This window comes from Bradyrhizobium sp. HKCCYLS2038, assembly GCF_051167655.1.
Lineage (GTDB): Bacteria > Pseudomonadota > Alphaproteobacteria > Rhizobiales > Xanthobacteraceae > Bradyrhizobium.
In genome coordinates this window covers 242,809-254,978 of sequence record NZ_JBNPTM010000007.1, presented here as the reverse complement: position 1 = coordinate 254,978, position 12,170 = coordinate 242,809, and the positions used below count along the sequence as shown (strand labels likewise).

Below are 12,170 nucleotides of genomic sequence, written 5' to 3'. Positions count from 1 at the left end.
ATACGAGGACAACATCATGCAGGACTTTACGGCCGACGGCGCACCGGGCGAAGACAACGCGGCGAGCAAGGCCAAGGCCCGATCGCGCAGCAGCCGCCCGCGGCCGGCTGCCGCCAAGGCGCCTGAAGCGTCGGGTGCGACGAGGGACCTGCAGGCCCAGGTCGCAGCCATGAACCGCTCGCAGGCGGTCATCACTTTCGGGCTCGACGGCACGATCCTCGATGCCAACGACAACTTCCTGAACGCGCTGGGCTACACCCTTGCCGAGATCAAGGGCCAGCATCACTCGATGTTCGTCGATCCGACCTACCGCCAGAGCCATGAGTACCGCATGTTCTGGGACAAGCTCGGCCGTGGCGAGTTTGACGCCGGGCAGTACAAGCGCATCGGCAAGGGCGGCAAGGAGGTCTGGATCCAGGCCAGCTACAACCCGATGCTGGACGCGAGCGGCAAGCCGTATCGCGTGGTGAAGTTCGCGACCGACATCACCGAGCAGGTGATCCGCAACGCCGACTACGGTGGCCAGATCGCCGCGATCAACAAGGCGCAGGCGGTCATCGAGTTCACGATGGACGGCAAGGTCCTCAACGCCAACGAGAACTTCCTGAACACGCTGGGTTACACGCTGGGCGAGATCAAGGGCCAGCACCACTCGATGTTCGTCGATCCGGTCTTCCGCCAGAGCCACGACTACCGGATGTTCTGGGACAAGCTCGGCCGCGGCGAATATGACGCCGGGCAGTACAAGCGCATCGGCAAGGGCGGCAAGGAGGTCTGGATCCAGGCCAGCTACAACCCGATCATGGGACCGGACGGCAAGCCGTTCAAGGTCGTCAAATATGCCACCGACATCACCGAGGACGTCATCCGCAACGCGGACTTCGGCGGCCAGATCGCGGCGATCAACAAGGCGCAGGCGGTCATCGAGTTCACGATGGACGGCAAGGTCGTCAACGCCAACGAGAACTTCCTGTCGACGCTGGGCTACTCGCTGAACGAGATCAAGGGCCAGCATCACTCGATGTTCGTCGACGCTGCCTATCGCAGCTCGACCGACTATCGCATGTTCTGGGACAAGCTCGGCCGCGGCGAATACGATGCCGGGCAGTACAAGCGCATCGGCAAGGGCGGCAAGGAGATCTGGATCCAGGCCAGCTACAACCCGATCATGGGCCCGGACGGCAAGCCGTTCAAGGTCGTGAAGTACGCGACCGACATCACCGAGGACGTCATCCGCAACGCCGACTTCAGCGGCCAGATCTCGGCGATCAACAAGGCGCAGGCGGTCATCGAGTTCACGATGGACGGCAAGATCGTCAACGCCAACGAAAACTTCCTGTCGACGCTGGGCTACTCGCTCGGCGAGATCAAGGGCCAGCATCATTCGATGTTCGTCGATCCCGTCTATCGCAGTTCGTCCGACTACCGGATGTTCTGGGACAAGCTCGGTCGCGGCGAATATGACGCCGGGCAGTACAAGCGCATTGGCAAGGCCGGCAAGGAGGTCTGGATCCAGGCCAGCTACAACCCGATCATGGGTCCCGACGGCAAGCCGTTCAAGGTCGTCAAATACGCCACCGACATCACCGCCCAGGTGAAGGCCTCCGAGATGATGCAGGCGGCCGTGCAGCAGACGCAGGATGTCGTGAATGCCGCCAAGCAGAACGATCTGCGTGAGCGCATTCCGCTCGAAGGCAAGTCGGGAGACATCGCCCAGCTCTGCGAGGGCGTCAACGGCCTGCTCGACACGATGTCGGCGATCATCTCTGACGTCGCGGAGAGTGCGGAAACGATCAGCTCCGCGGCCCGCGAGATCGCCTCCGGCAACACCGACCTGTCGCAGCGGACTGAAGAGCAGGCGGCGAGCCTCGAAGAGACTGCGGCCAGCATGGAGGAGCTCACCTCCACCGTGCGCCAGAATGCCGAGAACGCCCAGCAGGCCAACAAGCTCGCATCGTCGGCCTCCGACGTCGCGATCAGGGGCGGGTCGGTTGTCGCCGAGGTGGTCCAGACGATGGACGGCATCACCCAGGCCAGCCGCAAGATCGCCGACATCATCGGCGTCATCGACGAGATCGCCTTCCAGACCAACATCCTGGCGCTGAATGCCGCGGTCGAGGCCGCACGCGCCGGCGATCAGGGACGTGGCTTTGCCGTGGTGGCCGCCGAGGTGCGCAACCTCGCGCAGCGCAGCGCCAACGCCGCGAAGGAGATCAAGGGTTTGATCTCCGACTCGGTCTCGAAGGTGGAATCGGGCTCGCGCCTGGTCGACACCGCCGGCAAGACCATGGAGGAGATCGTGCAGTCGGTGAAGCGCGTCACCGACATCATGGCCGAGATCTCGGCGGCGTCGCAGGAGCAGCGCGGCGGCATCGAGCAGGTCAATAACGCCGTGACCCAGATGGACAAGGTGACGCAGCAGAACGCTGCGCTGGTCGAGGAGGCCGCAGCCGCAGCCAAGTCGATGGAAGACCAGACCGGCGCGATGAGCGAGATGGTGGGCAAGTTCCAGGTGCTCAGCGGCTTCGAAAGCGGCCGCGTGGCGCCCGCCCGAACCGGCAATCCAGTGGTCGACCGTTCGCTCGGCTCGGGCAAGGAGAAGCTCGCCAACGTCCGTCCGGCTCCGGCAAGGCCTGCGGCCGCGAAACCCGCGGCGCAGCCGAGCCGCACGGCCGAAGCGGAGCCCGCTCGCCGCCGCGCCTCGGGCGATATCGACTGGAAGGAATTCTGACAATTGGACGGGCGTCACCTGCTTCGGGTGACGCCCGTTTGTAACGGGGAGAGTCGAGGGTGCACGAAGAATTCGCGCTTCAGGACAGGGAGTTTCACAAGCTTTCGAAGCTTGTGATGGATACCGCCGGGATCGTCCTGAGCGAACGCAAGCGCGCGTTCATTCACGGCCGGCTCGGCCGGCGCCTGCGCGCGCTCGGCATGGGCAGCTTCTCCGAATATTGCAAGCTGCTGGAGACCGATGCTGGCGACGACGAGTTGCACAATTTCATCAACGCGGTCACGACCAACCATACGAGCTTCTTCCGCGAGGCGCATCACTTCGAATATCTGGCCAAGAACATCCTTCCCGCCATTGTCGCCGGGCATGATCGCCGCCGGTTGCGCATCTGGTCGGCTGGCTGCTCGACCGGCGAGGAGCCGCACAGCATCGCGATGACACTGCTGTCGTGCGAGCAGCTGTTGTCCAGTTGGGACGTCAAGATCCTGGCGACGGATCTCGATACCAACGTGCTCGCGCACGCCGCCCAGGGCGTCTACGATTTCGAGCGCGCGGAAGGCATTCCGGAAACCTTCCGCAAGCGCTTCGTGACTCTTCGCGGCAACCAGGCCGTGATGAAGGACGAGGTGCGCGAGCTGATTTCGTTCGGCCATCTGAACCTGCTCGGGCCCTGGCCGATGTCGGGCCCGTTCGACATCATCTTCTGCCGGAACGTCGTCATCTATTTCGACCAGAACACGCAGCGCCGCCTGTTCGATCGCTACGCCGAGATGCTCAAGCCCGACGGCTGGCTCATCATCGGTCATTCTGAAAATCTGCTCAACATCTCCGACCGCTTCGACCTGATCGGCCGGACCATCTATCGCAGGATCAAATGAACAGCGCCAGGACTCCAAGGCGGTCCGCACGATCCGTGGATACTGATGCTTTCCACGGAGCGCGCAAGTACTACGACCCGCAGTTCGAGGCCACCGCCGTGAAGGTCTTCCCCGGCGATCACTACGTGTGCGCGAGCGAGGAAGAGATGCTTGTCACCGTGCTCGGCTCCTGCGTGGCGGCATGCATTCGCGACCCGCTGACCGGCGTCGGCGGGATGAACCATTTCATGCTGCCGGAATCTGCCGGTGCAGGCTGGGGGGCCGGCGCGTCCGACAGCATGCGGTATGGCAACGTCGCCATGGAGCGGCTGATCAACGACATCCTCTCGCGCGGCGGCGCTCGGCAACGGCTTGAGATCAAGGTGTTCGGAGGCGGCAATGTCCTGAAGAGCGCCACCAATATCGGCCATCGCAATGCGGATTTTGTCGAGGAGTACCTGCTGGCGGAAAACCTTGGCATCGCGGCCAAGCATCTGCGCGGGTCGCTGCCGCGCAGGGTCCACTATTGGCCGAGCAGCGGCAGGGTGATGCTGCTCGAACTGGCGCGCACCGAGCAGGATGCGGTCGTCAGGGAGGAGACATCCTACAAGAAGAAAATCCAGGTCGAGCCCGTTGCCGGATCGGTCGAACTCTTTTGAGGCTTGTGATGAGTGCCATTCGCGTTCTGATCGTCGACGACTCTGCCTTCGTCCGGCAGATTCTGACCGAAATCATGTCGTCCGATCCCGACATCGAAGTGGTGGGCGCCGCGCCAAATCCGATCATTGCGCGTGACATGATCAAGGCGCTGAACCCCGACGTGCTCACGCTCGACATCGAGATGCCGCGCATGGACGGCCTCGCCTTTCTCGAGAAGGTGATGAATCTCCGGCCGATGCCGGTACTGATGATTTCGTCTCTGACGCAGAAGGGCGCCGATACGGCCGTCCGTGCCTTGGAGATGGGGGCCGTCGATTTCGTGGCCAAGCCGGTGGTCGGTCTGGTCGAAGGCCTGCCGATGCTGCGCGACGAGATCATCAGCAAGGTGAAGGCCGCGTCGGTCGCGAAGATCCGCTCGCCGGCGCAGCGGACGGTCGAGACGGCCCAGAAGCCCGGGGGCGCGTATTATTCGTCGGAGAAGATCATTGCCATCGGAGCGTCGACCGGCGGCGTCGAAGCTCTGCAGGAACTGCTGACGGCGTTCCCATCGAACGCGCCGGCCATCGTGATCGCGCAGCATATGCCTGCGGTGTTCACCGCCTCTTTTGCCGCGCGCCTGAACCAGCTGTGCGCCGTCACGGTCAAGCAGGCCGACGGCGGCGAGCGCGTCCTGCCCGGCCATGTCTACATCGCCCCGGGAGGCTACCATCTCGAGCTCGCGCGCAACGGCGCGAACTACGTCTGCCGCGTTCATGACGAGCCCGCCGTCTCGGGTCATCGGCCGTCGGTCGACGTGTTGTTCCGGTCGGTGGCGCATGCCGCTGGCCCGAATGCAATCGGGATCATCCTGACCGGCATGGGACGTGACGGTGCACTTGGTCTGTTGCAGATGCGGACGGCAGGCGCGCCAACGATTGGACAGGACGAGGCCAGTTGCGTGGTCTACGGCATGCCCAAGGCCGCGCGCGAGTGCGGCGCGACCGAAATCGAGCTGCCGCTCGCCAACATCGCGGCCAATGTCTTGAAGCGCTGCGAGTCGCTGGCTGCGCGCGGAGTGAGAGTTTAGTCATGTTCAGATGGAGGCAGAGCAGCGCGGCATTGCCGAAGCTGGCGGAGGTCGAAGCAGTGCCGTTGGCGCCTGAGGCGCCGCAGGGGTCGACGGAGCCGGCCCGGCACGACGAACTGATGCAGCGCTGGATCTCGTTTGCAGCCATGCAGCAGCGCGTGATCAGGACGCTGGTGTCGGAGATTCAGCAGACCTCCGCCGTCGTGGAGACGGAGGCGGACCAATTGAGCGGACGCTTTCAGCGCCTGGCGGTGTGCGCCGAGCAGCAGACGGCAAGAGTCGACGATTTGAGCAAGCTCGCGGTCGGAATCGAGGTCGACGGCGAGATCGTACCGATCGACCGGATCGCAGGTCTGCTCGAGGACACGTTGAGCGATGTCGTCGAGAAGATCCTGATGTTGTCCAAAGACGCGATGCAGATGGTGTATGCCTTGAGCGAGCTCAACACCAATGTCGACCGGGTCGACAGCTGCATGGCCGAGCTCAGCAAGATCAACCGGACCACCAACATGTTGGCGTTGAACGCCCGCATCGAGGCGGAGCGGGCCGGAGGGGCTGGTGCGGCGTTCAGGGTGGTCGCAGGCGAAGTGCGCGAGCTGTCGGGTGCAACGGCGCGCCTGTCGGTCGATATGGAGTCCGAGCTCAAGGCGGTGACCGACGGAATCGCCAGTGGTCATGAGACGCTCAAGCGCGTCGCCACGATCGACATGTCGCACAACCTGATGGCAAAGGACCGTCTCGAGGTTCTCATGGCCGCCCTGATCAAACGCAGCTCGAGCCTGGCTGCTGTCGTTGGCGCAGCCGTGAAGGAAGCCGAGGTGATTTCGTCCGATGTCTCGGCGATGATCACGGGGATCCAGTTCCAGGACAGAACCCGTCAGCGGCTCGAGCATGTGGTCGATACGCTTCACGTCGTCGACGAAGCGCTCGACGAACTGAAGGTCGCGACCGCGGAGGCGCTGCCGCCAATCCCGGAAGGACAATCGACCGATACCGAGTGGGTCAAGAAGCTGCTCGACCGCTTCACTCTCGGTGATCTCCGCGCGCGGTTCGTCGCCCAGCTTCTCGACGGCGAGCAGCCCGTCGAAGCCGTGGCCGCCGAGAGCGCCTCGGCGAGCAGTGGAACCATCGAGTTGTTTTAGGAGGAAACCATGCAGATTCAAGTAGACCGCGGAGCCGGCCAGATCTCGATGAGCGGCGAGTTCACCTTCACCGATCACGCACCGTTCAAGCAGATGGTCTCCGAGCTGTTCGCAACGAGCGGCAAGTCGGTCATCCTTGATCTATCCAAGCTCGATTTCATCGATTCCGCCGGCCTTGGCATGCTCCTGCTGGCGCGAGACGAAGCCAAGAAGAACGACCGCGATCTCATCCTGCGCCGTCCGAGCGGACAGGTGAAGCGCATGTTCGGCGTGACCAAGTTCAGCACGCTCTTCACCATCGAGGATTGAGACATGGGCAACTCCCTGCAGGCTTCAGCATCCGGGCCGCATGTCACCTGCTGGGACGGCGCCTCGGAGGCAACGCTGGAGGCCGCGTTGGAGCCGCCCGCGATCCAATGCGTCGAGGTCGGGCTCGCCGGCAAGTGCGAGGGCGATCTCGATGGTGCCGCCGAGCCCGGTCATCTCAGCCTGGTGGTGACCACGCGGTCGGCCTACAAGCATTGCATCGTCAAGGTCTTCATCCATGCCATGGAGCACCGGACAGCCCTGACCGAGGATCTTCGCGTGCGGGTCTACAGCGCCGTTCAGGAAGCGCTGATGAACGCGGTGCTGCACGGCAACCTGCGGATCAACCCGGAGTCGCGCGGCAGCCTCGACGGTCTGCTCGCCGCGCACGATGCCATCGAGTCCAAGTTGAGTTCGTCGGATGTTGCCGAGGCTCCGATCCGGATGGACGCGCTCTGGGACGAGGCCCAACTGCGCGTGCTCGTGCACGACAGCGGCGTTGGATACGAGCCGCAAGCCGTCCAGTCCAGGGCGGGAGAAGACTCGATGGGGCGCGGGCTCGCGATCCTGCAGGCGTTTTCCGACAATGTCGCGATCCTCGATGGCGGCACCACGGTCGAGCTGGAGTTTCGGCTATGAACATTCAGGGCCACAGTGCCGGGGCGGCCGCCGACGATCGCCGCGGTGACGATGGAATCTGCGACGCCCGGATCCTGATCGCAGACGACGATCCGCTCTGCCGTCAGCTGGTGGAATCGGTCCTGCGCCGCCGCAACTTCGTCAACCTGGAGTTCGCGGAAGGCGGCGTCTCGGCGCTGGAGCAGTCCCGCAGTTTCAATCCGGACCTGCTGCTGTTGGACATGCAGATGCCGGACATGAGCGGCCTCGACGTGTGCCGCCACGTGCGAGCCGATCCCAATTTGGCGGACATTCCGATCCTGGTTCAGACGGCGACCTTCGATCGCAAGAAGATGGGCGAGCTGTTCGCCGGCGGCGCGTCGGACTTTCTGTCCAAGCCGGTCAATCCGTCGGAACTGATCGCGCGCGTCGTCGTGCATCTGGAGCGCTGGAATTCGCTGCGGGAGCTGCGCAGCTATCGCGAGCGAATCTCCCGTGAGCTTGAGGCCGCGCGGCGCATGCAATTCGATCTGTTGCCGTCCAGCGCATCGCTCTCCGAGCACGCCGAGAAGGCCGGCATGAGGATCGCGTCCTACAATCGGCCGTCTTCCGAGCTCGGCGGCGATCTCTGGGGCATGCTGCCGATCGATGATGGCGTGCTCGGGTTTTTTCTCGCCGACTTCACCGGCCATGGCGTGAATGCCGCGCTCAACACGTTCCGGCTTCATGCCTTGATCCACGAGTACAAGAACCTTCATCATGCCCCAGCCGAGCTGCTCTCGATGCTGAACGAGCGGCTGGTGCACTTGCTGCCGCCCGGACAGTTCGCAACGTTCCTGTATGTCGTCATCGACCATCGGCGAGGCGAGCTGAGATTTGCCTCGGCCGGCGCGCCGCCTGCGATCCTGGTACAGAACCAGTCTGGGAGGCCAAGGCTATGCGAGGGCACCGGACTGCCGCTCGGCATCGAGCCAGGGGTGAAATATCAAGTCCACAAGCGCAAATTCCCCCAGGGTTCGCTTCTGCTGCTGTTCAGCGACGGACTTCCGGAATATCCCGACGCTCTCGGCGAGCGCATCGGCGAGGACGGCCTGCTGAACGTCCTGCATGCCTGCCATTTCGGGCTCGCGCCGGACGAGGTGATCGATCGGCTCTGCGCGGCAGCCGGAATCACCGGGCAGGCCGCGCTGCCGGACGACACGACGGTCATCTGTCTCGATCGCCGAATTCCCGAGCTGGATGATCAATCCTTGCCTGCAGCGGATGCGAAGACGCAGGCACCATACCGCGCGCGTCGATCTGCTCCCAGAATGGACATCAAACATGGATACCGTTGCTGAACGCGACCCGCTGCTCGATTCCGAGCAGATCGAGCTCCTGCGCGACGCCCTCGGCGACGAGGAGCTGCTGCGGATGTTGTCGCAATTGCCCGCCGCGGCTTCCGACACCCTGCAGAGAATTCGCGAATGCCTGGCCGCGGCCGATCTGGCCGAGACCCGCAAGGCTGCCCACGTTCTGAAGGGTTTCTCTTCGAGCCTTGGCGCCGCGCGGCTCTCGGCGATCGCCTGCGAAATCGAGCTCGACCTCGCCACGCTTGCGGATGTCGAGGCTCGCATGCCCTCGCTCTCCGAGACGATCGAGGCGACGGTTGCTGCCGTGGCAGCGATGCAGGAGCGCTCATGAGCGAAAGGCCGCATCGCCCTGCCAGCGCCGACACTGATACTATGCACGGCCGGACGCGGGCAGGTGACGGCAGCCTTTCGCGCAGGATGCGGTCGACCTATGCCACGATGATCGTGGCAGCATTTCTGACGGTCCTCATGCTGATCGCTGCAGGACTGACCATCAAGAACCTGCACGATCGGGTCGAGGACGAGACCAAGGCCAATCTGGCACGGCTGTCTTTCGTGCTGTCGGAGGAGAGTTCTCGATCGTTCAAGGCGATCGACCTGATGCTGAAGGATGCGATCGAGCGCCTCGGCCTTCACAATCTTCGCCGGGAGGGGGCCGACGCGAAGATCGGCTGGCGCGAAACGCACGAGTATCTGGATGAAAAACTGAAGTTGTTACCGCAAATCGACCGGATGCTCATCATCGGGACCGACGGTCGATTGAGGAATCATTCCCAGATCTGGCCGATCCCGGAAATCTCGCTGGCCGACCGCGAGCAGTATCGCTTCTTTCGTGATCACGACATCGCGGAGTTGTTCATCAGCCAACCGGTGCGCAATCGCCTGGACGGGTCGTGGACCATGCAGATGGCCAGGCGGTTGACCGACTCCGAAGGAAACTTCGCCGGCGTGCTCAGTGCCGGGGTCCACATCGACTATTTCACGCGGCTCTACGAGAACATCGGGATCCAGAACGGCGGGTCGGTCTCGTTGCTCCGCCGCGACGGCATGATGCTGGCGCGCTATCCTTTCGCCGACGAGATGATCGGGCAACTCTATCCCGGTGCCAGTTCCGGCGGCACCGCCGTCTGGAGCACCGGAACGGACAGCGGCTACAGCCACGTGGCCATTCACGATGTGGCGGGCTTTCCGCTGATGATCTCGACGGCGATGACCGAGGATGCCGTGCACGGCTCGTGGCGGCGCGACGCCCTCATCCTGCTGCTCGGGACAGGCGCAGCCGTTGCCGGCATTCTGTCTTTGCTTGTGCTGCTCGGCCGCAGGGTCCGCGGAATGAAAGAATCCGAAGATCTGCTCGAGAAACAGAACGCGCTGCTTGCGGAGCAGAGCGAGCGCCTGCTCGAGGCGCAGCGGATCGGCAAGGTCGGGCACTGGGTCACGGATCCCAGCCGCGAGGCGGCGGTGTGGTCACAGCAGCTGTTCGACATCACCGGCCTGCCGCCCAGCGAGAGCGTGCCCTTCGAGACGTTGCTCGACCTCGTGCACCCCGACGATGTCGTGGGTTATCTGCGCGCACGCGAGGCGGCTCGCGCGGCGTTGTCGGGATACAATTATGAGTTCCGCATCATCCGCCCCGACGGCGAGATGCGATGGGTGCGGATGGAAGCAGGTCCGCGCGGGCAGGGCGCCGAGAGCTATTTCTTCGGGATCATCCAGGACATCACCGACCGGAAGACGGCCGAGACGGTCGCGGAAGAATCCAGGCTGCGCCTGGTAGACGCGATCGAGGCGCTGACCAAAGGCTTCGTTCTGTTCGACAAGGACGACAAGTTCGTGATGTCGAACACGCATTTCCGTGAGATGTTTCCAGCCTGGGCCGCGCTGATGGAGCCGGGCATCAGCTACAAGGACCTGTTCCGCAAGGCCCACCAGATCGGTCTGATCAGTCCGAAGGGTGACGGGTTCGAGGATTGGCTGCAGCGAAAGGTCACGCGGCATCTTGCCGGCAGCAAGGCCGTCGAGCATCGCGAACCGAGCGGACGCTGGATCCAGAGTGTCGACCACCGGACGTCCGACGGCGGCTTCGTCGGGCTGCGCACGGATATCACCGCGTTCAAGACGATTCAGGCGCAGCTCGAACAGAAGCTCGCTTACGTGCAGGCGATCCGGTCCGACCTCGAGGATCAGAAGCAGGAGCTGGAGGCGACGGGCGCCGAGTTGCGCGCCGCCCGCGACGCCGCCCAGGCCGCCAGCCGCGCCAAGAGCGACTTCCTAGCGATCATGAGTCATGAGATCAGGACGCCGCTCAGCGGCATGGTCGGCATGGTCGATCTGTTGCGCGGAACCCCGCTGAACGACGAGCAGAAGCGCTATACCGTGCTCGCCAAGGAATCCGCCGATCTGCTGCTCGAGGTCATCAACGACATTCTCGACTTCTCCAAGCTCGAAGCCGGGCGGCTGCAGTCTGAACAGATCGATTTCGACCTGCCGAACCTGATCGAGAGTGCGGTCTCGTTCATGGGAGAGCGGGCGAAGAAGAAGAATCTCGATATCAAGGCCGGCCTCGCGCCGGGACTGCCGCAGTTCGTGAAGGGCGATCCGACGCGGATCCGCCAGGTGGTGCTGAACCTGGTCTCGAACGCCATCAAGTTCACCGAGCATGGCTCCATCGAGGTGCGTGCCGCCTATCGCTATCACGGCGATGGCGCGGCCGCTTTGAGGATCGAGGTGATCGATACCGGCATCGGCATGTCGCCCGAGATTCAAGCCCAGATCTTCGATCCATTCGTGCAGGCGGACACGTCGATCTCGCGCAAATATGGCGGCAGCGGCCTCGGGCTCGCGATCTGCAGGCAGCTCTGCACCACGATGGGCGGCACGATCGGCGTCGACAGCGAACCCGGCCGCGGGAGCCGCTTCTGGCTCGAACTGCCGTGCCCGCGTGGCCAGGCGCCGGTGCTCTCCTCCGAGCCGATCGTCGATCGGACGGACCGGGAACTCGACATCCTGGTGGCCGAGGACAGCCCGATCATCGCGACGCTGATCTCGAGCCTGCTGGTGAAGCAGGGCTTCAAGCCCACGATCGTCGGCAACGGCGCCAAGGCTCTCGCAGCCGTGTCCGAGCGGCGTTACGATCTGGTGCTCATGGACGTGCAGATGCCGGAGATGGACGGCATCTCCGCGACCAAGGCGATCCGCCAACTGACGGGTCCGGAGGCCCAGGTGCCGATCATCGCGTTGACGGCGAATGCGCTGGTCGGACAGCGCGAGACCTATCTCGCAGCCGGCATGAACGACTACGTCACCAAGCCGATCCAGCCGCCGCTGCTGTTCGCCGCCATCCGTCGCTGGGCGCTGCCGCACAGCGCCGACGCACCGCCGCTGCAGCCGGACCGCGCGAACCAGCCCGAGATGGTCGCTTCGTCCTGACTCCGAAGA

At 63.8% G+C, this 12,170-nt stretch carries 10 protein-coding genes; all 10 read left to right on the top strand.

The window, feature by feature from the left end; genetic code table 11:
- Nucleotides 1-169 precede the first annotated feature (169 nt).
- The 10 genes from ACQR1I_RS28770 to ACQR1I_RS28725 are packed head-to-tail and all read left to right on the top strand — an operon-like array spanning nt 170 to nt 12,161.
- The gene (locus ACQR1I_RS28770; protein ID WP_434868802.1) at nt 170-2,731 is read left to right on the top strand and encodes a methyl-accepting chemotaxis protein; all 2,562 of its coding nucleotides are present in this window, start codon (nt 170-172) and stop codon (nt 2,729-2,731) included.
- Between the two features lie 59 nt (nt 2,732-2,790).
- Complete coding sequence (locus ACQR1I_RS28765; RefSeq protein WP_434868686.1) at nt 2,791-3,609, top strand: CheR family methyltransferase; 819 nt, start codon at nt 2,791-2,793, stop codon at nt 3,607-3,609.
- On the top strand, nt 3,606-4,247 hold the full coding sequence (gene cheD, locus ACQR1I_RS28760) for a chemoreceptor glutamine deamidase CheD (protein ID WP_434868685.1): 642 nt from the start codon (nt 3,606-3,608) through the stop codon (nt 4,245-4,247). The genes ACQR1I_RS28765 and cheD overlap by 4 nt, the downstream gene beginning before the upstream one ends.
- Before the next feature lie 8 nt (nt 4,248-4,255).
- Nucleotides 4,256-5,314, top strand: a complete 1,059-nt coding sequence (locus ACQR1I_RS28755) for a protein-glutamate methylesterase/protein-glutamine glutaminase (RefSeq protein ID WP_434868684.1) — start codon at nt 4,256-4,258, stop codon at nt 5,312-5,314.
- Between the two features lie 2 nt (nt 5,315-5,316).
- Nucleotides 5,317-6,456 (top strand): methyl-accepting chemotaxis protein, encoded by a 1,140-nt coding sequence (locus ACQR1I_RS28750; RefSeq protein ID WP_434868683.1) that lies wholly within the window; start codon nt 5,317-5,319, stop codon nt 6,454-6,456.
- 9 nt (nt 6,457-6,465) lie between these two features.
- Nucleotides 6,466-6,765: an STAS domain-containing protein gene (locus ACQR1I_RS28745; RefSeq protein ID WP_434868682.1), complete on the top strand. Its 300-nt coding sequence runs from the start codon at nt 6,466-6,468 to the stop codon at nt 6,763-6,765.
- A 3-nt stretch (nt 6,766-6,768) separates the two neighbouring features.
- A complete protein-coding gene (locus ACQR1I_RS28740) occupies nt 6,769-7,401 on the top strand; it encodes an ATP-binding protein (protein WP_434868681.1) in 633 nt (210 codons plus the stop codon).
- A complete protein-coding gene (locus ACQR1I_RS28735; RefSeq protein WP_434868680.1) occupies nt 7,398-8,720 on the top strand; it encodes a PP2C family protein-serine/threonine phosphatase in 1,323 nt (440 codons plus the stop codon). The genes ACQR1I_RS28740 and ACQR1I_RS28735 overlap by 4 nt, the downstream gene beginning before the upstream one ends.
- Complete coding sequence (locus ACQR1I_RS28730) at nt 8,704-9,063, top strand: Hpt domain-containing protein (protein ID WP_434868679.1); 360 nt, start codon at nt 8,704-8,706, stop codon at nt 9,061-9,063. The genes ACQR1I_RS28735 and ACQR1I_RS28730 overlap by 17 nt, the downstream gene beginning before the upstream one ends.
- A complete protein-coding gene (locus tag ACQR1I_RS28725) occupies nt 9,060-12,161 on the top strand; it encodes an ATP-binding protein (RefSeq protein WP_434868678.1) in 3,102 nt (1,033 codons plus the stop codon). Before ACQR1I_RS28730 ends, ACQR1I_RS28725 begins: the two co-directional genes overlap by 4 nt.
- The last annotated feature ends 9 nt before the right edge of the window (nt 12,162-12,170 follow it).